The organism is Solilutibacter silvestris (assembly GCF_050574925.1).
Classification (GTDB): domain Bacteria; phylum Pseudomonadota; class Gammaproteobacteria; order Xanthomonadales; family Xanthomonadaceae; genus Solilutibacter; species Solilutibacter silvestris_A.
Map to the genome: position 1 here is coordinate 130,895 of NZ_JBCMOO010000004.1, position 22,763 is coordinate 153,657.

General features: G+C 64.8%; 15 protein-coding genes. 9 read left to right on the top strand and 6 right to left on the bottom strand.

What is annotated here, in order from left to right; all coding sequences use genetic code 11:
* Nucleotides 1-10 precede the first annotated feature (10 nt).
* The gene (locus ABE093_RS09975) at nt 11-1,354 is read right to left on the bottom strand and encodes an alpha-L-fucosidase (protein WP_430760736.1); all 1,344 of its coding nucleotides are present in this window, start codon (nt 1,352-1,354) and stop codon (nt 11-13) included.
* A gap of 23 nt (nt 1,355-1,377) precedes the next feature.
* Complete coding sequence (locus ABE093_RS09980; RefSeq protein ID WP_430760737.1) at nt 1,378-2,151, bottom strand: SDR family oxidoreductase; 774 nt, start codon at nt 2,149-2,151, stop codon at nt 1,378-1,380.
* A gap of 146 nt (nt 2,152-2,297) precedes the next feature.
* On the opposite strand from ABE093_RS09980, the gene ABE093_RS09985 reads away from it, so the two are divergent.
* Nucleotides 2,298-4,757: a glycoside hydrolase family 3 N-terminal domain-containing protein gene (locus ABE093_RS09985; protein ID WP_430760738.1), complete on the top strand. Its 2,460-nt coding sequence runs from the start codon at nt 2,298-2,300 to the stop codon at nt 4,755-4,757.
* Nucleotides 4,758-4,764: 7 nt separating this feature from the next.
* Here ABE093_RS09985 and ABE093_RS09990 read toward each other — a convergent pair whose 3' ends face one another.
* The 4 genes from ABE093_RS09990 to ABE093_RS10005 are packed head-to-tail and all read right to left on the bottom strand — an operon-like array spanning nt 4,765 to nt 10,751.
* On the bottom strand, nt 4,765-6,192 hold the full coding sequence (locus ABE093_RS09990) for an alpha-L-fucosidase (protein WP_430760739.1): 1,428 nt from the start codon (nt 6,190-6,192) through the stop codon (nt 4,765-4,767).
* 10 nt (nt 6,193-6,202) lie between these two features.
* Nucleotides 6,203-7,843, bottom strand: a complete 1,641-nt coding sequence (locus ABE093_RS09995; RefSeq protein ID WP_430760740.1) for a peptide-N4-asparagine amidase — start codon at nt 7,841-7,843, stop codon at nt 6,203-6,205.
* 11 nt (nt 7,844-7,854) lie between these two features.
* A complete protein-coding gene (locus tag ABE093_RS10000) occupies nt 7,855-9,366 on the bottom strand; it encodes an alpha-L-fucosidase (RefSeq protein WP_430760741.1) in 1,512 nt (503 codons plus the stop codon).
* Nucleotides 9,366-10,751 carry an alpha-L-fucosidase gene (locus tag ABE093_RS10005; protein ID WP_430760742.1) on the bottom strand — a complete coding sequence of 462 codons (1,386 nt, stop codon included), beginning with the start codon at nt 10,749-10,751 and terminating at the stop codon, nt 9,366-9,368. The genes ABE093_RS10000 and ABE093_RS10005 overlap by 1 nt, the downstream gene beginning before the upstream one ends.
* Nucleotides 10,752-11,067: 316 nt before the next feature.
* Here ABE093_RS10005 and ABE093_RS10010 point away from each other — a divergent pair, with 316 nt between their 5' ends.
* The 8 genes from ABE093_RS10010 to ABE093_RS10045 all read left to right on the top strand — a co-directional run bounded on the left by ABE093_RS10010 (nt 11,068) and on the right by ABE093_RS10045 (nt 22,754).
* On the top strand, nt 11,068-14,031 hold the full coding sequence (locus ABE093_RS10010) for a TonB-dependent receptor plug domain-containing protein (protein ID WP_430760744.1): 2,964 nt from the start codon (nt 11,068-11,070) through the stop codon (nt 14,029-14,031).
* A 195-nt stretch (nt 14,032-14,226) separates the two neighbouring features.
* Nucleotides 14,227-14,952, top strand: a complete 726-nt coding sequence (locus ABE093_RS10015) for a TorF family putative porin (RefSeq protein ID WP_430760787.1) — start codon at nt 14,227-14,229, stop codon at nt 14,950-14,952.
* 10 nt (nt 14,953-14,962) lie between these two features.
* Complete coding sequence (locus tag ABE093_RS10020; protein WP_430760745.1) at nt 14,963-15,055, top strand: potassium-transporting ATPase subunit F; 93 nt, start codon at nt 14,963-14,965, stop codon at nt 15,053-15,055.
* Nucleotides 15,056-15,064: 9 nt separating this feature from the next.
* Nucleotides 15,065-16,786 (top strand): potassium-transporting ATPase subunit KdpA, encoded by a 1,722-nt coding sequence (gene kdpA, locus ABE093_RS10025; RefSeq protein WP_430760746.1) that lies wholly within the window; start codon nt 15,065-15,067, stop codon nt 16,784-16,786.
* Nucleotides 16,783-18,777 (top strand): potassium-transporting ATPase subunit KdpB, encoded by a 1,995-nt coding sequence (gene kdpB / locus ABE093_RS10030; RefSeq protein WP_430760747.1) that lies wholly within the window; start codon nt 16,783-16,785, stop codon nt 18,775-18,777. Before kdpA ends, kdpB begins: the two co-directional genes overlap by 4 nt.
* A gap of 3 nt (nt 18,778-18,780) precedes the next feature.
* The gene (kdpC, locus tag ABE093_RS10035) at nt 18,781-19,380 is read left to right on the top strand and encodes a potassium-transporting ATPase subunit KdpC (protein WP_430760748.1); all 600 of its coding nucleotides are present in this window, start codon (nt 18,781-18,783) and stop codon (nt 19,378-19,380) included.
* Nucleotides 19,381-19,401: 21 nt separating this feature from the next.
* Nucleotides 19,402-22,050, top strand: coding sequence for an ATP-binding protein (locus ABE093_RS10040; RefSeq protein WP_430760749.1), 2,649 nt, complete (start codon nt 19,402-19,404; stop codon nt 22,048-22,050).
* On the top strand, nt 22,047-22,754 hold the full coding sequence (locus tag ABE093_RS10045) for a response regulator (RefSeq protein WP_430760750.1): 708 nt from the start codon (nt 22,047-22,049) through the stop codon (nt 22,752-22,754). The genes ABE093_RS10040 and ABE093_RS10045 overlap by 4 nt, the downstream gene beginning before the upstream one ends.
* The last annotated feature ends 9 nt before the right edge of the window (nt 22,755-22,763 follow it).

Below are 22,763 nucleotides of genomic sequence, written 5' to 3' on the forward strand. Positions count from 1 at the left end.
TGCCTTCAGGTCATTCCAGGATCAGTACGACGACACTTGCGTTCGGATCCGGCGCCGTCGCGGGCAAACGGATCTTGATGCCGTTTTGATCGGGTTGCATTTCCAGGGTCTTGCCTGGCGATGCGAGGAGGTAAGCCTTGCTGACGGCCTTGTGCAGCGGCACCTGCAAAGCGCCGTCGCTTGGCCAGTCGAACACTTCGAGGTACAGGCGATTGCCCTTCTGCGTGGCGCGCCCCCACGGCGGCGCTTCCGCGAACGGACTCGCCGATGTCGCGTAGATCGCCTCGCCGTTGACCTTCATCCATGCACCGACCTGTTCGAGGTTGGCGACGGCGCCTGACGAGAAGGTCCCCTCTGCGGTCGGCCCGACATTGAGCAGATAGTTGCCGCCTTTGCTCGCGATGTCGATCAGGTTGCGGATCACGGTCTGCGGCGTTTTCCAGTGGTTGTCGTGCTTGTTGTAGCCCCAGTGGTCGTTGAGCGTCATGCACGATTCCCAGTACACGCCGGGGGCGAAGCCCCTGGCCGGAATCTGCTGTTCGGGCGTGCCGAAATCACCGACGCCGGCGCCCGCGTCCATCCCGGACATCGCGCCTTTGCGCGAATTGGCCACGCGATTGTTGATGATCAGCTTCGGATTGAGCGACTTGAGATAGTCGTAGATCTCCTGCCCATCCCGGGTGTCCCACCAGTCGAGCCATTCGCCGTCGAACCACAGCACTTCCGTGCCGACGTCCTGCACGAGCTCCCTGAGCTCGACTTTCATCGCATTGATGTATGCGCGCTTGCGGGCGGGATCGATGGCTGTCGGGTTGTAATGCCCTTGCTTTGCACCGTGTTGCGACGGATCGTGCCAGTCCATGATCGAGTAGTACGTGCCGAAATGCAGGCCGGCCCGATGCGCCGCGTCGGCAAGCGGCTTGAGCACGCCTTTGGCGTACGGGGTGCGCTTGACGATGTTGTAGTCGGTGCCTTTCGTGTCCCACATCGCGAATCCCTCGTGATGCTTGGAGGTGATCACGATGTATTTCATGCCTGCGTCCTTGGCGACGCGCACCCATTGATCCGGATCGTATTGGGTGGGATTGAAGCGCTTGGCAAACTGCTCGTACTCGGCGCGGGGCATGCCGGTTTCTTCCATGTACCACTCCGCGAGATCCTTGCGATCCTTCCATTCGCCGGCAGGAACGGCGTACAGCCCCCAATGGATGAACATGCCGAAACGCGCATCGCTCCACCACTGCATGCGCGCGGCTTTCTGTTGCGCCGTTTCCGCGGGCGGTGCCGCTGCAAATGCGGGCGTCTGCGCGCACAGCGCTGCGAGCAGGAGAACATGATGGATCTTCATGCGCATGCGAATCCCCGTAATGCCAGCAATCAATTGATCCAGCCGCCGTCGATCACGTGCGTGGTGCCGGTGGTGAAGGCCGATTCGTCGCTGGCGAGATAGACCGCGAGCGCGGCGATTTCCTCCGGCGTGCCGAGGCGTCCCATCGGTTGGCGCGAGACGAACGCGGCGTGCACCGCGTCGGTGGTCGCGCCCTGGGCCTGCGCCTGTTCGGCGATGCGTTGCTGCAACGACGGTGATTCCACCGTGCCCGGGCAGATCGCGTTGCAGCGGATGCCGCGACCCACGAAATCCGCCGCGACCGCTTTGGTCAAACCGATCACCGCCGCCTTGGTGGTGCCGTAGATGAAGCGATTGGGCACGCCCTTGATGCTGGATGCGACCGAGGCGACGTTGATGATCGAGCCGCCGCCGCGCGCCAACATGCCGGGCAGCAAGGCGCGAATGAGGTGGAACATCGCGTCGACGTTGAGCCGCCACGCGAAGTTCCATTCGTCGTCGCTGGCGTCGAGGATGCTGCCGCTGTGGACGTAGCCGGCGCCATTGCACAGCACGTCCAGCGCGGTAGTCGCGTCAGCGTGGTTGGCGGCGAACGTGGCGATCGCTTCGACATCGGTCACGTCCAGCCACAGCGGGGTGAGCGCCGGACCGGCCTCTGCCGCCAGTGCGTTCAGCGCGTCCTGGTTGATGTCGGCGGCGATGACCTGGGCGCCTTCGCGGATGAAGGCGAGGGCGGTCGCCCAGCCGATGCCCTGGCCCGCCGCAGTCACCAGCGCCCGTTTGCCTTGAAGTCGCATATGCATTCCAAAAGGTCCAACCAATGAACCTATAGTAATTCGAATGAATCCACAATGCTCCGGCCCGGAAATCAGAAATTCCGGGGCGTACAGGCCCCAAATTGGTTGGACCAAATGTTAAGGTCGGGTGAGTCCCAGCGCCCCCAATGCCGATGAAGCCCTCGCTCCCCCCGAATTGCCCGCGTTCCAGCCTGCGGATCGTGGCCCTGGTCGCGGCCTTGGCTGCCGCCGCGACTTCGGCCCAGACCTCCAAGCCGGGCACGGCGGTCCCGTTCGCGCCACGCCCGGAGTTGTACCACCCGGGCTGGATCGATCTCGACAAGAACGGTCGCAAGGACGTGTACGAGGATCCGGCGGCGCCGATCGACGCGCGCATCGACGACCTGCTCGCGCGGATGACGGTGGATGAGAAGACCGCGCAGATGGTCACGCTGTACGGCTACGGGCGCGTACTCGACGACGAGCTGCCGACCCTGCGCTGGAAACAACAGCCGTGGAAGGACGGCATCGCCAACATCGACGAGCACCTCAATGCCTTCGGCGATGGCAACGAACACGGCGATGGTTCGAAGTCGCAGTACGCCCTCGATTTCGACAAGCACGTGTGGGCGATGGACCAGGTCCAGCGTTTCTTCATCGAACAGACGCGGCTGGGCATTCCCGCCGATTTCACCAACGAAGGCTTGCGTGGCGTGCCCTCGGCATTCAGCACCAACTTCCCGTCGGAACTCGGTGTCGGCCATACCTGGGATCCGGAGCTGGCCGGACGCATCGGCGGCGTGATGGCGATCGAAGCGCGCGCGCTTGGCTACACCAACATCTACGCGCCGGTACTCGACGTAGTGCGCGACCAGCGTTGGGGACGCACCGAAGAATCGTATGGCGAGGATCCTTTCCTTGCATCGCGCATGGGCGTGGCGATGGTGAAGGGCATGCAACGCGACCACCGGATCGCGTCGACGGCCAAGCACTTCGCCGTGTACAGCGCCAACAAGGGCGCGCGCGAAGGCGATGCCCGCACCGATCCGCAGGTCGCGCCGCGCGAGGTCGAGGACGTGCTGCTGCCGCCGTTCAAGGCCGCGATCCGCGAGGCCGGCCTGCTCGGGGTGATGAGTTCGTACAACGATTACGACGGCGTGCCGATCACCGGCAGCAAATACTGGCTCACCGACCGCCTGCGCAAGGAGTTCGGTTTCCGCGGCTACGTGGTCTCGGACAGCGATGCGGTCGAGTTCCTGCACAGCAAGCACGCGGTTGCCGGCGACTACAAGGAAGCGGTGCGCCAGGCGGTGGACGCGGGATTGAACGTGCGCACGACCTTCACCCCGCCCGAGGTCTACCTGACGCCGTTGCGCGCGCTGGTGCGCGAAGGCAAGTTGCCGATGGCGACGATCGACGCACGCGTGCGCGACGTGCTGCGGGTGAAGTTCATGCTCGGTCTGTTCGATCACCCCTACATCGGCGATGCAAAGACTGCGCGGGCAAAGGTCGACACCGAGGAGGATCGCGCGCTGGCATTGCGTGCCGCGCGCGAGAGCCTGGTGCTGCTCAAGAACAAGGAGGGCGCACTGCCGCTGCGCAAGGACTTGAAGACGATCGCGGTGATCGGGCCCAATGCCGACGACGCGAGTTATGCGCATCGCCAGTACGGTCCCTCGGGCGGGCATGCGATCAGCGTGCGAGAAGGCATCGCCACGAAACTCGGTCCAGGCGTCGATGTGCGGTATGCGAAAGGCGTGGAGATCGCCGGCAAGAACTGGCCTTCGATCGAAATCCTGCCGGAACCGTTGACGGCGGAAGAGCAGGCCGGCATCGACGAGGCGGTGCGTGCGGCGAAAGGCGCGGATGTCGCGGTCGTGGTGCTGGGCGATGGTCGCCGCACGGTTGGCGAAAGCCGCAGCCGCACCAGTCTCGACCTGCCCGGGCGCCAGGAAGCCTTGTTGGAAGCGGTGGCCGCGACGGGAACGCCGGTGGTACTGGTGTTGATCAATGGCCGGCCGATGTCGGTGAACTGGGCCGACGCGCATGTGCCGGCGATCCTCGAGGCGTGGTTCCCGGGCAACCAGGGCGGCACCGCGGTGGCCGATGCCTTGTTTGGCGATTACAACCCGGGCGGCAAGCTGACGGTGACGTTCCCCAAAACCGCCGGCCAGATTCCCTTCAACTTCCCGACCAAGCCGAATGCCCAATGGGAAGGCGAGCGTTCGCGCGTCAACGGCGCGCTCTACAACTTCGGCCACGGCCTGAGCTACACCACGTTCGCCTACGACAATTTGCGGATCACGCCGGCGAAGCAGCGCAATGGCGGCAATGTCGACGTGGCGGTCGACGTGCGCAACAGCGGCGCGCGCGCCGGCGACGAAGTGGTGCAGCTGTACACGCGCGACGTGGTGAGTTCGGTCACCACCTACGAAAAGAACCTGCGCGGCTTCGAGCGCGTGCACCTGGCGCCGGGCGAAACGCGCACGATCCGTTTCACCCTGAAGCCGGCCGATCTTGCGCTGTTGAACCGAAAGATGCAGCGGGTGGTCGAGCTTGGCATGTTCCGGGTGATGGTCGGTTCGGCCTCGGACGATATCCGCCAGCAGGGAGAATTCGAAATCGTCGAATGAGCGGCGCTCAGTCCGCGCCGTGATCGTCGTCGCGGCGTCCCATGCCGGTGGTGCGCGGATCGCGGAACAACGCGACCCGCGCGATGCGCGGACTGGCGTAGGCGAAATCGATCAGCAGGCGCAGTTTCCGCGCACGGGTCGGTGCGATGCGTGCCAACCGCGCATTGCCGATGGTGCCGCCCCAGTGGAGGGTGCGCCAACCGGAGCCGTCATGGGCCTGCAGGCGATAGCCGGCGACTGATTGCCCGTACGCGATGTCTTCTTCCAGGCGGATCACGTCGAATTCCACGGAGGAAGGCAGCTCGAATTCCATGCGGCCGCCGTGCGCTTGCATGTGCGTGGCGATCTTGGCGCTGCGCATCAGGTCGTGCGCGAATATTCCGTCGCGGCGGGCGCGAAAACCCTCGAGCGCGGCGAGATCGGGCGCGTCAATCAGTCCCTCGCGATTCGGCGGGACATTGAGCAGCAATTTGCTGTTGCGGCCGACCGAACTGAAATACAGCCCGAGAAGGTTGTCGGGCGAGCGCACCTTGGCCGCTTCGTTCGCATGCCAGAACCAGCCGGGCCGGATCGACACATCGGTTTCCGCCGGACGCCAGACCGCGCCATCGGGATCGCCCTGCTGCAGTGCTTCGGTGGTCCACGGATCGTTGGCACCGGGCGCAGGCACGCGCGCGGGATCGACCGTGCTCCAGTTGGTGACGCCGGCGCTGCCGCTCTCGTTTCCGACCCAGCGCAGGTCGGGACCGGCATCGGAGAACATCACCGCATCGGGTTGCAGCCTGCGCACGGTGGCGTGGATGCGCGTCCAGTCGTACTGCTGGTGACGGCCGTTCGGGCCTTCGCCATTGGCACCGTCGAACCACAGCTCGAACAGCGGGCCGTAGTGCGTCAGCAGTTCCGTCAGCTGGGCGATGTAGACGTCGTTGTAGGCCTGCCCCTGGCCATACGTCGGATGGTTGCGATCCCACGGCGACAGGTAGAGGCCGGCACGCAAGCCTTCCGCGCGACAGGCATCGGTGAACTCACGCACCAGGTCGCCGCGGCCATCGCGCCACGGGCTCGCCGCGACCGTGTGCGACGTGGTCGCGCTTGGCCACAGGCAGAAGCCGTCGTGGTGTTTTGCAGTGAGGATCATGCTGCGGAAGCCAGCCTGTTTCGCCGCCCGTGCCCATTGCCGCGCATCCAGCCGTGCCGGCGCGAACGTGCGCGGGTCTTCGCGACCATCCCCCCATTCGCGATCGTTGAAGGTGTTCATGCCGAAGTGCACGAACATCGCCAGTTCTTCGCGCTGCCATGCCAGTTGCGATGCGGTCGGGCGCGGACGCATTGCCGAAGCGGCCGCACCCTTGGCGCGCGGAGGCAGTGCGGCAACCAGTCCGCCTGCCCCGAGGGAAGCAAGGAAATTCCGGCGAGTGAATACGCGACCGTTCATGGCGGCTCCGTCAATGCGTCTTTGTACAGTCCGCGCTTTCATCGTTGGTGAAGCGACCATTGCGACTCACCAGGGTGCGCTGGAAACAGCTGCCGTCGCTGCTCGCACGGCGGTAGTCCTGGCGGGTGCTGGCCGTCGCATCGCGCTGATCGCGTGCGAGCTTGGTGAAGTAGCCGGCGTTGCCCTCGAAGCGATCGCGGGTCTGGCTCGAGCTGGTCTTCGCGCCGCGTCGCGTTTCGCGATCGGCATCGTCGTGGATGGAAATGGTCGTGGTCAGGCGCGGCTGGCCGCCGACATCGCGGGTGCCGATGCCACCGACCAGCCCGAAGCGTTGGTCGTGCGTATCGCTGTCCTTTCTCCCGCGTTGCAAGCGGGTGATCGTTTCTCGATCGCGCCAATCGACGTCGAGATGGTCGTCGCCATCCTCGACCTTGGTCCAGCGATGGCCGACGCGTCCCTCGAGCGTGCGCTCGACCGTTGTTTCCACCACGCCATGCGAAGTGACGACGCGACCGCGCGCGAGGAACCGATGCTGCCAACGCGACTGCAGGGTTTGCGCATTCTCGTCGCGTTCGTCGACATCGTTCTTCAGCGTCGCCTGGCCGGCTTCAAGCGTGACCAGCTCGCCGCGCGTGCGCGTACTGCCGGCATCGCGCCAGACATGCAGGCTGGGCAGCAGCTTCCAGCCCTCGCGACCTTCGGTGAGGCCGGCGACCTGCAGGCGCAACGCATGCGGCTTGCCGTCATTGGCCAGCGCGATGAACGGGGTCAGTTCATAGCGCAGCGGATGGATGTCGAAGGCGCGCGGCGACGGAATCGCGTACCACAGGTAGGGATTGCTCCAGCCGCCGGTATAGATGTGCGGATAGGGCGCGGCGACGCCGACCAGGCGACCATCGAGCAAGACCTGCACCTCGCGATACGGCCCCTGTTCGGCGCGGCAGAAATAATCCTTCTTCACCGGTGTCGCGTAGTACCAGAATTCCTCGCAACCGCCACCCGAGCCGGTCGCGTAGACCTCGGCCACCAGTCGTTCGGTATTGCCCGGCAGCACGAAGCTGCCGACGGTGTCGCGACCATCCTCGTGCAGGCCGTCGAGCGGCATCACCATGTCGGCGCTGGCGATTGCCGTGCGGTTGGCAGCGACGGGATAGAACTTCAGCGCGACGCGCACGTCGAACACGCCGGTATAGGTGGCGTTGACGACATTGCCGAGATGCATCTCCACCGGTTGCGTGCGCGTGAACAACGGCGCGTAACCGCTGACGTCCTTCTGCACCTGCCAGGCGATGCCCTGTCGCGACGGTTCCGGCGTGCTGGTGCGCAGCACGGTGACGCCGCCGATCTCGATGTCGCCGATGCGGTCGTACTGGCGTCCCTTGACCTTGCCGTCCAACACCAGCACCACTTTCGACCACGGACCCGGGCACTGACGCGACGCATCCAGCGTGGCGCGCGCGGGATCGAAACTGTCGAAGCCATGTTGCAGGACTTCGACCGTGCAGGCGCCGTCGCCGTCGCGGCTGAGCACCGGATAGGCGGTGCGCGGATCGTCGTGGCCATCGTTGAAACGGGCCGGGGCATCGGCGGCGAGCACGGATGCCACGGAGACGACGCACAACACGACGCCTGGGAGGAGAGGGGTTCGCATCGTCGTCATCATCAACGGGGTTGTGTTGCCGCGCCGGGCAGGCGGAATGCCCAGGCATATGCGCCGGAAGTTTTGGTCCGCACCGCATCGGGAACGGCGACGACGGTGGCATCGCCATCGCGCGCCCACGCCAGGGAAGCAGTGCTGCCGAGCAGGCGCACTTGTGCGCCAGCTGCCGGCGGCGGCCCGGGAATCTTCAACGTCGCGGGGAGTTGCTGTTCGTTGTCGTCGGGAAGGTAGATCGCATAGACGCTGCCGTCGCGCAGGCGCGTGTAGCGGAGCTTGCCGCTGCTGTAGGGCGCGACCGCACGACTGGCGTAGATCGCCTCGCCGTTGACGTGCATCCACTGGCCAATCTGATGCAGGCGCTTCACCGCTTCCGGCGGAAGTTCGCCATTGCCGTCGGGGCCGACGTTGAGCAGGAAGTTGCCGCCCTTGGCGACGACATCCACCAGCAAGTGCACGACCTTGCGTGCGCTCTTGTAGTTGTCGTGCGCTGCGAACGACCAGGAATCGCCCAGCGTCATGCAGGTTTCCCACGGATACGGCAGCGGCTTGTCCGGGACTTTCTGTTCGGGCGTGCGGTAGTTCTCGTAGCGGCCGCCGACCGCGCGATCGACGACGATTAGCCCCGGCTGGTTGCCGCGCGCGATCTTCGCCAGCCCCGGCATGTCGATGTCTTCCGGGCCCTGGCGGAATCCGTCGATCCCGGTGAGGTTCTTGTTGTCGTCGGGACGCGGCGCGCGCACCCAGCCGGCATCCAGCCACAGGATATCGATCGGACCATAGGCGCCACTGGTCAGTTCGTCGATCTGGGCGTGGGTGAATTTGACGAAGTCCTGCCAGCGTTGCGGATATTTGCGGGTGTCGTAATTGGCGTAGCGATTGGGCGTGGCGAAACGCGGCCACCAGTAATACGGACTGTGCCAGTCGGCCTTGGAGAAATAGGCGCCGATGCCGAAACCCTGCTTGCGGAATGCGCCGAAGACTTCCTTCACTACGTTGGCATGGGGATTGGCGTGGAAGGGCACGTTGGCGGCGGTGATCTTGTAGTCGCTCTGCCGGGTATCGAACATCGAGAAACCGTCATGGTGCTTGGTGGTGAACACGACGTATTTGGTGCCGGCATCCTTGGCGATGCTCGCCCACTTGCCCGGGTCGAATTTCACCGGATTGAAGGTCGTGGGCAACTTCTCGTAGGCCTGCTTGTAACCGACGTAATCGTTGGCGTATTTCGCGGTGAACGCGTTGTGCTTGGGCGGACCGCACCAGTCGACGTCTTCGGAGCAGATCGACCACGATTCGACCACACCCCATTGGCTGTACGCACCCCAGTGCATCATGAAACCGAATTTCCAGTCCTGCCATTGCTCGAGCTTGCGCACGACCAGCGGATCGGTTTCGGGAACGTAGCTGCCGACTGCGTAGTCGTCATCGGCATGCACCGACAATGGCAACGCGGCAAGCAGCATGGCGGCGAGGGTAGTGGCCTTCATGCGGGCCAGGGAGGTGGTCGGCTTCATCATCCGTTGCTCTCGATCGGTTTCGATTCTTCCTGGTACAACTGGACCGGCGCGTCCAGTTCCAGCGCGACCACGGTGATGTCGCGATCGACGGCATCGCGCGGCACCATCAGGAACAGCAAGCCCGGCTGCTTCGCCCAGTCGTATTTGCCGACCACCTTCGCTGCGACGGATTGCCCGCCACCGACCACGCGCGCACGGACCACTTTGTTGACCAGCCCCTTCACCAGCAGGTCGCCATTGGGCTGGCCATCGACGAACAGATAGATCGTCTTGCGATCCTTCGACAGCGTGCTGGCGCCGGCGTAATGATCGAGGCCGATGCCGGCGGTGGTGCCGTAGATCGCTTCGCCGTGCTTGCCGGTCCAGCGTCCGAGTGCGTCGAGGATCTCCATCTGGCGCGCGTCGATGCTGCCGTCGGGCTTGGGACCGATGTCGAGCAACAGGTTGCCGCCCATGGAAATCGTCTGCGCGAAGATCTGCAACACCTGGTTCGGCGTCTTGTAGTCGTTGTCGCGCGGCTGGTAGCCCCAGGACCGGTTCATCGTCAGGCACAGCTCCCAATAGGGTTGCGTCGGCTTGATGACCGGAAGCCCGAGTTCGGGCGTGGCGTAGTCGCCGTATTCGTTGAGGCGCGAATTGATGATCATCTTCGGGTTGCGCGCCAACATGTCGGCGCGCAGCTTCGGCGACTGCCATTCGCTGGCGGAATGTTCCCAGTCGCCGTCGAACCAGATCAGGTCCGGGTTGTAGCGATGCTGCAGGTCCGCGATCTGGCCCTGGTAATAGGCGAGATAACGCTGCCAGCGTGCCGGATCCTGCTTGCTGTCGTAACGCTTCTCCTTGCGGGTGAAGACGTCGTAGTCGTTGTACGACCAGTCCGGCAGCGAGTAGTACAGGCCGATTTTCAGGCCGTCCTTGCGCAATGCCTTGACGAAGGGACCGACCAGGTCGCGTTTCGCGGGCGAGTCGCGCACCACGTTGATGCCCTGCTTCGAATCCCACAACGCGACGCCGTCATGGTGGCGCGTGGTCAGCACCGAATAGCGCGCGCCGCTGCGCTTGATCGCGTCGGCCCAGGCCTGCGGATCGTAGGCGCGCGCGTTGAAGCCCGCGAGCTGCTTCATGTAGTCGGCGTGGGAAATCTTGCCGTTGAAGAACGACCACGATTCGTCGATGCCATCGACGGCATAAATGCCCCAGTGGATGAAGATCCCGAGCTTGGCGTCGGCGAACCACTGCATGCGCTGGGCTTTCTGCGTGGCGGTTTCCTGCGGCAGCGCGGTTGCGGTATTGCCTTGCGCCTGCACGAGGGGGGCGACCAGGGCGAGCGCGAGCAGCGATGCGATCAGTGGCCGACAGCGGTGGCGGGAAGGTCGAGCCATGGCCGGGTCATCAAATTGGTTGGACCAATCCTAGCGTGGTCATTGCCTTCGTGGGAACAAAAATCGACCGCTTCTGGCGACGATTTGCTGCAGCCGACTCATCGAGGGTTGACCTGCGAATACGTATTCATCTTCGAAATGCGCTGTTTGGATCGAAATAAAAAGTGATTCCAGTCACAAATACATATTTTCGTAACCCGATATTTCGACCCGGAATGCGTTTCGGGCCCGGATTCGGGATAAGAATCTGGTTGGACCATTGGGCCAACTCGTCGTCCGCCGCCATTCGCGCCTCACCCTTCCAGGAGAACCTCGCATGACCCGTTCCAAGTCGTTCCGGTGCACCGCGTTATGCGGCGCGTTGTCGCTGGTGCTATACGCACCCTTGGCCGTGCAGGCGGAAGAGACGCCTGCCGCCCCGGCTGCTCCCGCCGCTGCCCAGGATCAGGGGCAGGCGCAAACGGCGCAGCCGAAAAAAGACGATGCGGCCAAGGACAAGAACGAACTCGACAAGGTCGTGGTCACCGGTTCGCGCATCAAGCGGTCGCAGGCGGAAGGTCCGGCGCCGGTCACGGTCCTGACCGGCGAGCAGATGAAGAAGCAGGGCTTCGCGACGGTGTACGAAGCGGTGCGCAGCCTGACCGAGGCGATCGGCAGCGTCCAGAACGACTATGACTGGGGCCAGTCCGCGGTCAACGGCAAGCCGCTCAATCTGCGCAACCTCGGTCCCGGTCGCAGCCTGCTGCTGATCAACGGCCATCGCGTTGCCGATTACCCGATGCCGTACCAGGGCAAGAGCAATTTCTCCAACTACAACAACATCCCGACCGGCGTGGTCGAGCGCATCGAAGTGCTGACGGGCAGTGCCTCGGCGATCTACGGGTCGGATGCGATGGCGGGCGTGGTCAATGTCATCCTCAAGAAGAACGTCAGCGGACATACTCTGCGCGCCAAATGGGGCGAAGCGACCCGCGGCGGACGCCGCGACCTCGACCTCGAGGCGTCGGGCGGCTTCAGCGGCAACAAGTGGAACCTGATCTACGACCTGCAGCACTACGATCGCGGCCAGTTGCTGGCGAAGGATCGTCCGTTCATGGATGCCGAGGACGACAAGAACTACGCGACGTGGGGGCCGGGCGAACGCCACTTCGGCGTCGCGACGCTGACACCCTATCCCGGCTTGTACCTGCGTGACCGCGATGCGCCGGCGAATCCGACAGGGCGCACTTACATCGCGCCGCCGCCGGGCGCGTGCGACCAGTACGGCAGTCTTTACTACCTCGCCAACCGTCTCAGCTATGACCGCAACACCGGCACCGCGGGCAACGGCGGCCAATACTGCGCACAACGCGTATTCGCCAACTGGGCGTTGCGCACCGGCAGCAAGAACGACTCGGTCTATCTGCGCGGTACCTACGACTTCAACGACAATCTCGAAGGCTGGGCAGCCTTGGGGTACTGGAAGACCACGGGCGCCTTCAATACCTTCCTCGACGGTTTCTCCAGCCCCGTTTACTGGGATCCGCGCGCCAACAACGGCACCGGCGGCAATCGCAGTTTCCTCAAGTTCCAGTCGCCCGGTGAACTGGGTGGCGAGAAGAACGTGCTGACCCTGTCGCGGGAAGTCTCGATCGATTTCAGCGCCGGCCTCAAGGGCCGCATGGCCGATCACTTCGACTGGGAAGCATCGGTCGGACGCGCCACGTATACCGACAACGAAAGCTATCCGACCCTCAACCAGGGGCAGATGTTCGATTACTACATGGGTCCGCAGCTCGGCACCGCGGCCAACGGCAATCCCATTTACCAGCCGGACTACAACAAGCTGTGGAATCCCGTGCCCGCATCCGCGACGGCGCCCTTCAGCAAGCGCGGCGAGAACAAGGCGCGCTCGTGGTTGAACCAGGCGCAGTTCGTCGTCAGCGGTGATCTGTTCAAGGGTTGGGCGGGCCCGATCGGTTTCGCCGGCGTGCTCGACTACGGCAAGCAGGGCTATACCCTGACGCCGGATCCGAAGGTGTTGAATGCGGACGTGGATGGCTGGTACACGCCGTTCGGCAACGTGATGCAGGGCGGCGGCAGCCGCAGCCACTATGGCGCCGGCGTGGAATTGAAGGTGCCGGTGGTGAAGACGCTGACCGTCGATCTTGCCGGTCGCTACGACAAGTACCAGGCGGTGCGCAACGGCGCCAAGCCGACCTACCAGATCGGCATCGAATGGCGTCCCATCCAGTCGCTGCTGTTCCGCGGGACCTACGGCACCAGCTTCCGCGCCCCCGACATGCACTTCATCTATGCCAAGCCGAGTTCGTCGATTTCCGACTTCACCGACTACAACCATTGCTACCAGGCCGGTTGGCCGAATCGCCAATGCCCGCGCGACACCTTCCTGGCCGATAACGTCACGGTCGATCGCACCGGTGCGCCGGATCTGAATTACGAAACCGGCAAGTCGATGTCCTACGGTTTCGTCTGGGATGCGTTCAAGAATTTCTCGGTCAGCGCCGACATCTGGGACGCGCGCATCAAGAACATCATCGACGACATCAGCCCCGACCAGTTGCTGCTGGATGACGCTTATTGCAAGTACCACTGGACGCCGGACGGCACCACGCGCGCGGCACAGCCCACCGGAACCTGGTGTGGCGAAGTCGCCTCGCGCATCTTCCGCGATGCGTCCGGCAACGTCACCCGCATCGTGGTCAATCCGATCAACCGCGCCGAAACCCATGTCCGCGGCATCGACATGAACGTTCGCTACGACTTGCCCAAGACGCGCATCGGCAAGTTCGGCTTCAGCGCCGGCTGGACCAACATGACGACCTACGAGTCGCGCCAGTTCCCGACGGATGCGTTGCAGAACACCCGGACGACCCAGAACCCGACCTACAAGTTCACGACCACGGTCAACTGGACCTACAACCGCTGGAACGCGACATTGATGATGTATCAGAAATCCGGCGGCCGGAACAATCGTTGGGGAGGCTGCCAGCCGTTCTCCGATGGCTACGTGCCGAGCCCGCAGGAAAACTGCACCGATTACGATTCGGCCAGTCCGACCTTCAAGCAATCCACCAGCTACGTCTGGTCGCATCGTCCGGCGCGTCGCTACTTCAACGGCAGCGTGGGGTACCAGTTCAACGACAACCTCAAGATCAACGTGTACGGTTCCAACCTGCTCAACAAGATCTATGGCGACCAGTGGTGCGGCGACTTCGCCTACTGCATCGACGATCCGGTCGGCCGCGAGTTGGCCGCGGAGGTGGTCTACCACTTCTGATCGATTTGCCAAGTCGAAAATCGAAGCGCCCGCTGCTGCATGCAGCGGGCGTTTTCGTTTGTTGCAGGTGCCGGGCAATACGTGCTTCGGAAATTTACGCAAATTTTGCGCCGATCCCGGTCGGGAAATGTAGAGCCTTTACGCGTCGTGGCGCGACGATGACGACCGTTTCCCACGACTGGCTCGATGCCACCCATGCACCACTCGATACGCTTCCACGTTCGTGAAGGACGCCTTCCTTTCACGGTCGCCGTCCTTTCCATTGCCGCATCCATGCTGTTGGCTGGACGGGCGCATGCCGCCGACCTGAGCGGCAATGTCTCCTTCACCAGCGATGACGTCTGGCGCGGCAGCACCCAGACTCTGGGCAAACCGGCGGTGCAGGGTGGCCTCAAGATCACGACGGCCAATGGCTTCTACGCATCGGCCTGGGGCTCGAACGTCGATTTCGGCCCCGCCATCGGTGCGAATCTCGAGGTCGACACCACGCTCGGCTGGAACCACGCCATCGGCAAGGACTGGTCGATCGACGCCAGTGCGGTGCGTTACAACTATCCGCACACGCAAGTCGGTATCGACTGGAACGAAGTCAATGTGTCGATGGGGTGGCGCGATCGCGCCTGGTTCGGCATCGCCGCCAGCAGCAATGCGATGGCGACGCGCCACTTCGGCGCCTATGGCTACGCCGGCGTGCGCATTCCGGCCGGGGAGCGCTTGCGCTTCGAGTTCGACGCGGCGCATTACGCCTTGCGCGACGGCCTGGGCGATTACAACCGCGCTTCGGCCAGCGCGATCTGGACGGTGAAGAAGCCGCTGGAATTGCGCATCACCGCGCACGCCACCGATGCCGCCGCGCGTCGCCGCTTCGGCGACGACAACGCCGGCTCGCGGCTCGAAGCCGCGCTGCAAACCACGTTCTGAGGAGATCGCCATGCCCACCTGGCTCGCCATCGTTTCCCTGCTCGCGGCCTTCGCCGCCGCGATCTATCTCGTGCTCGTGATCCTGCGTCCCGAGCGCTTCTGAGGCATCGACATGATCAATCTCGTTCTCGTCATGGGCGTCGCCATCGTCCTCGGCTGGCCGCTCGGCCTGTACATGGCGAAGGTGATGCGCGGCGGCAAGGCGCCGCTCGACAAGGTGTTCCTGCCGATCGAAAAACTGCTGTACGCGCTGATCGGCCCGGCGTCGTCGCTGCGCATGCGCTGGAAAACCTACGCGCTGTCGTTCCTCGCCGCCAATTTGGTGGTGGGACTGGTGTGCTGGCTGCAATTCATGGTCCAGGACCGCTTGCCGCTCAACCCCGACAACGCACCGGGCATGAGTTGGCATCTCGCGTTGCACACCATGGTGTCGTTTCTCACCAATACCAACCAGCAGCACTATTCCGGGCAGTCGCAGCTGTCGTGGCTGTCGCAGATGGTCGCCATCGTCGGCCTGCAGGTGGTGACGCCGATGTTCGGGCTGGCGATGCTGGTGGCGACGCTGCGCGCGTTCTTCGGCGGGCGTGAAGTCCTCGAGCGTGGCGAACCCGGCATCGAAGGCCGTGATCGCGACGTCGGCAACTTCTGGCAGGATGTCGTGCGCGCCACGACGCGGGTGATGTTGCCGTTGTGCCTGGTCGCGTCGTTGCTGATGACCTGGCAGGGCGTGCCGGCGACGCTGACGCGCGGCGCCGACGTGGTGCCGATCGACGCCAGCGCCGGCATGGCGTCGCAGCACATTCCGGTCGGTCCGGTGGCGCCGATGGTCGCGGCCAAGCAGCTCGGCACCAACGGTGGCGGCTGGTACGGCCCGAACGGTGCGATGGCACTGGAAAACCCGACACCGTTCTCCAGTTTCTTCAATACCGTCTTCCTGATCCTGATTCCGATCGGTTGCGTGGCGATGATCGGCCCCTTCACCGGACGCAAGCGCCTGTCGACCTTCGTGTTCGCGACGATGCTGGGGATGTCGCTGGCATCCAGCGCGGCGATGCTGGCGCTGGAAAGCCATACCGCGGCCAGCGCGGGGCCACTGGCGATGGAAGGCAAGGAAGTGCGTCTCGGCGTCGATGCCTCGGCGGTCTACGGGGCGCTCACCACCCAGACCTCCAATGGTTCGGTGATCGGCATGCACGATTCCTACGCGCCGCTGTCCGGTGGCGTGGAAATGGTGAACATGCTGATCAACGGGATCTGGGGCGGCATCGGCTGCGGCGCGCTGCAGTTCTTCGTCTATGTGCTGCTGGCGGTCTTCCTCGCCGGATTGATGACGGGACGCACGCCGGAACTGTTCGGGCGCAAGATCGAAGCGCATGAGGTGCGCCTGCTTGCCGGGCTGATCCTGATCCAGCCCTTGGTGATCCTCGGCTTTGCCGCGATCGCGCTGGCGGTGCCGTCGCTGGCCGCGAATTCCAATCCCGCGCACCACGGCATCTCCCAGGTGCTTTACGAATACATGTCGGCTTTCGCCAACAACGGTTCGGGCTTCGAGGGGCTGGGCGACAACACCGTGTGGTGGAACGTCACCTGCAGCATCGTGCTGCTGTGCGGACGCCTGCCGGCCCTGATCTTTCCGCTGGCGATCGCCGCGAGCATGGCGAAGAAGCGCGTCGCTCCGGAAGGCGCCGGCACCCTGCATGTGGAGACACCGACGTTCGCGCTGACCCTGGTGTCGGTCGTGGTGATCCTCACTGTCCTGCAATTCATGCCTGCACTGGTGCTCGGCCCGGTCGCCGACCACCTGCAACTGGTCGTGCAAGGAGCGATTCGATGAACACCCCAGCCATTCGCGATGCCTTCCTCAAGCTCGCGCCGGGCAAGATCATCCACAACCCGGTGATGGCGATCGTGCTGCTCGGCACGCTGCTGTCGGTCGTCACCAGCTTCGCGATTCCAGGGGCCCTCGGTTACGGCCTCGCGGTGTCGGCGATCCTCTTCATCACCGTGTTGTTCGGCAATTTCGCCGATGCCGTGGCGGAAGCGCGCGGTCGTGGCCAGGCCTCCAGCCTGCGCGCGGCGCGCAAGGACCTGGTCGCGCGCCGGCTCGATGATTCCGGAAGCGAAGCCCGGATTGCTGCGACGGAACTGCGCAAGGGCGATCGCGTGATCGTGTCCGAAGGCGAATTGATTCCCGCCGACGGCGAAATCATCCACGGCCTTGCCAGCATCAACGAAGCGGCGGTGACCGGCGAATCGGCGCCGGTGCTGCGCGAGGCCGGCACCGACCATTCCGGCGTGATCGGCGGCACCAAGGTGTTGAGCGACGAGATCATCGTCGAGGTCAGCGCCGAACCCGGCGGCAGCTTCCTCGATCGCATGATCGCGCTGGTCGAAGGCGCCAACCGCCAGAAGACGCCGAACGAGATCGCGTTGAACATGCTGCTGGCCGCGATGACACTGACCTTCCTGATGGTGGTGGTGTCGCTGCCGTACATCGCCGGCTTCGTCGGCGCGAAACTCGACCCGCTGCTGCTGATCGCGTTGCTGGTCTGCCTGATCCCGACCACGATCGGCGGCCTGCTGCCGGCGATCGGCATCTCCGGCATGAACCGCGCGCTGTCCGCCAACGTGCTGGCCAAGTCCGGCAAGGCAGTGGAGATTGCCGGTGACGTCGACGTGCTGCTGCTCGACAAGACCGGAACGATCACCTTCGGCGATCGCCAGGCGACGCACTTCTGGCCGCTGGCCGGCGTGAGCCCGGCGCAGCTGCGCGATGCCGCGATGCTGTCGTCGCTCGCGGATCCCACGCCGGAAGGCAAGTCGATCGTGCAATTGGCGGTCGAGCAGGGCGCGCAACGCGTCGATCCCGAACACGCGCACTTCGTGCAGTTCACCGCGCAGACGCGGATGTCCGGCGTCGATCTGAAGAATGCGGATGGCGATGTCGAACGTTCGATCCGCAAGGGCGCCGGCGATGCGATTGCAAAACACGTCGAAGCGCTGGGTGGCGTGACCTCGCCGGAATTGCAGGCGCGCGTCAGCGAAGTCGCGCGCGGCGGCTCGACGCCGCTGGTCGTTGCCGAAGGTCGCCATGTGCTCGGCGTGGTCGAGCTCGGCGACGTGGTCAAGCACGGCGTCAAGGAGCGTTTCGCCCGCCTGCGCGAGATGGGCGTGCGTACGGTGATGATCACTGGCGACAACCCGTTGACCGCCGCGGCGATCGCCGCCGAGGCAGGCGTGGACGATTACATCGCCGAGGCGCGACCCGAAGACAAGCTGGCCCGCATCCGCCAGGAGCAGGCCGAAGGGCGTCTGGTCGCGATGGTCGGCGACGGCACCAACGACGCGCCGGCACTGGCGCAGGCCGACATCGGACTGGCGATGAATTCCGGCACGCAGGCGGCCAAGGAAGCCGGCAACATGGTCGATCTCGATTCCGACCCGGCCAAGCTGCTGGCGGTGGTGGAAATCGGCAAGCAGCAGTTGATCACCCGCGGCGCGTTGACCACGTTCTCGCTGGCGAACGACGTTTCGAAGTATTTCGCCATCCTGCCGGCACTGTTCGCAGCCACGATCCCGTCGATGGCCGCTCTCAACGTGATGCATCTGTCCAGCCCGCGTTCGGCGGTGCTGTCGGCACTGATCTTCAATGCGCTGATCATTCCGGCGCTGATTCCGCTGGCCCTGCGCGGCGTGCGCTTCAAGCCGGCCAGCGCGGTGTCGCTGCTGCGACGGAACATGCTGATTTATGGCCTGGGCGGGGTGCTGCTGCCGTTCGTCGCCATCAAGTTGATCGATCTCGCCCTTGCGGTCTTCGGAGTCTGAACCATGGATATCGCACAACAACAGGATCTTCCCGTCGCAACAGGCACCCTGTGGCGCGCCGCGATCGCGCTGATGGCGATCACCCTCGGCCTGTTCGGTTTCGCGTATTCGCTGCTGTCCGCCGGGATCGATGGCGCGCTGTTCCCGTATCACGCGAATGGCAGCATCGTCATTCACGATGGCAAGCCCGTTGCTTCGGAACTGGTGGGGCAACCGTTTGCTGCACCCGGCTACTTCCATCCGCGTCCATCGGCGGCGAAATACGACCCGATGAATGCCGCCGGCAGCAATCTTGCCCGCACCAACCCGGACTTGCGCAAGCAGGTCGAAGGATTGCGTGGCGAAATCGCGCGACGCGACGGAATCGCGCCGACACAGGTCGCCGACGACCTGCTGACGCAGTCCGGCAGTGGTGTCGATCCCGACATCAGCGTGCAGGCGGCGATGCAGCAGATCGCGCGTGTCGCCCGCGCGCGTGGTGTACCGGAAGCCGAGGTGCGGCGTCTGCTCGACGCCAATACGAGTGCGCCGCAGTTCGGGATCTTCGGGCCGGCGCGCGTCAACGTGGTGCGGCTCAACCTCGCGCTGGATGCGCGGCGATGACGGAGCGCGGATACTGTGGCCATGCCCGAACACGCGCGCACCAAACAGGCGGATGCACTGATCGGTGAGCTCCAGCGCCAGCGCCAGGGGCGGCTGACGCTGTTCCTTGGCGCCGCGCCCGGCGTCGGCAAGACCTATGCCATGCTCGGCCGCGCCCAGGAATTGCATCGGCGCGGTGTCGACGTGGTGGTCGCCATCGTCGAAACCCATGGGCGTGGCGAAACCGCAGCCCTGGTCGATGGCCTCGAAGTATTGCCGCGTCTCGCGATCCCGTATCGCGGGCATGCCGTCGAGGAGATGGATCTCGATCGCCTGTTGGCGCGCAAACCGGAAGTCGCGCTGGTCGACGAGCTTGCGCATCGCAACGCGCCCGGCAGTCGTCACGAACGGCGCTGGCAGGACGTGGTGGAGCTGCTGGATGCCGGCATCGACGTCTACAGCACCATCAACATCCAGCATCTTGAAAGTCTCAACGACGTCGTCCATCGCATCACCGGCGTGCGTGTCGGCGAAACCGTGCCCGATGCCGTGTTCGATCGCTTGCGCGACATCGTGCTGGTCGACCTGCCGCCGGGCGAATTGATCGAGCGCCTGCACCAGGGCAAGGTCTATTTGCCGGAACAGGCGGCGCAGGCGCTGCAATCGTTCTTCGTGCCGTCGAATCTCGCGGCCCTGCGCGAACTGGCGATGCAGACCGCCGCCGATCGCGTCGATTCCGACCTGCGCGAGGCCCAGACCGCGCGCGGCATCGCCGCCGTACCCCTGCGTCGACAGGTGATCGTCGCCATCGACGGTCGCGGCCAATCGGAATACCTGGTGCGCGTCGCCCGCCGCCTGGCCGAACGCCGCGATGCGCCGTGGACGGTGGTCAGTGTCGAAGGCAGGGAATGGCCGCACGACGTGCAACTGGAAATCGATCGCGCGCTGGCGATGGCGCGACGCCTTGGCGGCGCGACCGAAGTGCTGCATGGCGACAGCGTGGTCGATGCCTTGCTCGATTACGCCAACCGCCTCGGTGCGTCCTCCATCGTGATTGGACGCACCCGCGATCGCCCGCTGGCGCGCCTGTTCAATCGCACCATCACCCAGCAGCTGATCGAGCGCGGCGCCCATTTCGAGATCGTCATCGTCAGCACGCCGGAAGCCCGCGCGGAATCGCGCAAGCGTGTGGCCGATGGCGTCGGAAATTCCTTGCGATTGGGCGATTTCGGGCAGGCGACGCTGATCTCGGCGTTGTTCGTTGGTATCGCCGCGATCGCCAAGCGCTGGCTCGACATCAGCGACCTGTCGATGATCTTCATCGTCGCGGTGCTGGTGGTCGCGACGCGCACGCGCGTCGCCGCCGCGGTGTATGCGGCTGTCCTGTGTTTCTTCGCCTACGACTTCTTTTTCATCCCGCCGTATTTCACGCTCTACATTTCGGCGCAGCGCGGCGTCACCACGGCGTTGCTGTTCCTGGCGACGGCCCTGCTGGCGGGACGGTTGGCGGCGCGCCTGCGCATGCAGGTGGTGGCATTGCGCGCATCGAATGCGCACGCCACCGCATTGGAATCGCTGTCGCGCGATCTCGCCGCGGCCGCGGATCCCGGGGAAGTCGAGCGCGCCGGTCGCAACGCCCTGAAGCGTGCGCTCGACGTCAAGGCCGTCGTCCATTTCGGCGCGGACGCGTCCGCCATCGAGGAGTTCGACGACAAGGCACGGGCGGCAGCGCAATGGGTGATCGCGCACGGCCAGCCGGCCGGACGCTTCACGGCGACATTGTCGACCTGTCCGTGGTGGCTGCTGCCGCTGCGCGGCAATGGCAACACCATCGGCTGGATCGGATTGCGTCCCGACGAATCGGTCACGCGCCTGGCAGCAGAGCAGCAGCGGCTGGCCGAGGCGATGGCGGACGACATCGCGCAGGCGGCCTTGCGCACGCGACTGGTCGGCGACCTGCAGGATGCGCGCATGACCGGCGAGACCGAACGCCTGCGCTCGGCGCTGCTGTCGTCGGTCTCGCACGACCTGCGCTCGCCGCTGGCGGCGATCATCGGTTCGGCGTCGAGCCTGCAGCATTACGGCGCGCAGATGGATGCCCATGATCGCGACGAACTGCTGGATACCATCCGCCTGGAAGGGCAGCGGCTCGATCGTTACATCCAGAACCTGCTCGACATGACGCGGCTGGGCCACGGCGGGTTGAAGCTCAACCGCGACTGGATCGGCGTCGACGAAGTGGTGGGCGCCGCGGTCGAGCGCATCCGCAAGTTCGTTCCCGGCGCATTGGTCGAAGCCGATATCGAGCCCGGACTGGCGCCGCTGTGGGTGCATCCGGCGTTGGTCGAGCAGGCGTTGTTCAACATCATCGAGAATGCCGCCAAGTTCTCGCCGCCCGGAAAGCCGGTGCGCGTGCGCGCCGGCGATGTTCCCGATGGCGCGTTGCAGGTCGACATCATCGACGAAGGGCCGGGCATCCCCGAAGCCGATCGTGCCCGCATCTTCGACATGTTCTACAGCGTCGAGCGCGGCGATCGCGGACGCCATGGCACCGGGCTCGGACTCACCATCGCGCAGGGCATGATCGGCGCGCATGGCGGCGCGGTCGCGGCGTTGCCGGGCCGGGATGGACGCGGCACCTGCATCCGCATCACACTGCCGCGAACCATGCCGGACGCAGCACCGCAGTGAACACCGTGACCGGACAGGCGATCCGCGTGCTCGTCATCGACGACGAGCCGCAGATCCGGAAGTTCCTCGACATCAGCCTGCGTGCGCAGGGGTACGTCGTGCAGCTCGCCGAAGACGGACGCAGCGGACTCGATGCACTCGCGACCGGCGGCGCCGACCTCGTCATCCTTGATCTGGGTCTTCCCGACATGGATGGGCATGACGTGCTGCGGTCGATCCGCGAATGGTCGAAGGTGCCGGTCCTGGTGCTATCCGTGCGCGCCGACGAAGGCGGCAAGGTGCGCGCACTGGATGCTGGCGCGAACGATTACGTCACCAAGCCGTTCGGCGTTCCCGAATTGATGGCGCGCGTGCGCGCGTTGCTGCGCGATGCCGTCGCGCCCGTAGCGACTGCGGAATCTCCCGTCTACGACGACGGGCGATTGAGGATCGACCTGGCGCGTCGCGAAGTCGCGCTCGATGGCCAGCCGCTGGCGCTCACCCGCAAGGAATACGCCTTGCTGGCGCTGCTCGTGCAACATGCCGATCGCGTCGTCACCCAGCCGCAGCTGCTGCGCGAGGTCTGGGGGCCGACCCATGCCGAGGACACGCATTATCTGCGCATCCTGCTGGCCAAGCTCCGCCACAAGCTCGGGGACGATCCCGCATCGCCGCGCTGGATCATTACCGAGCCGGGTGTGGGACTTCGATTCAGGCGTGCGTGACATCGGCTT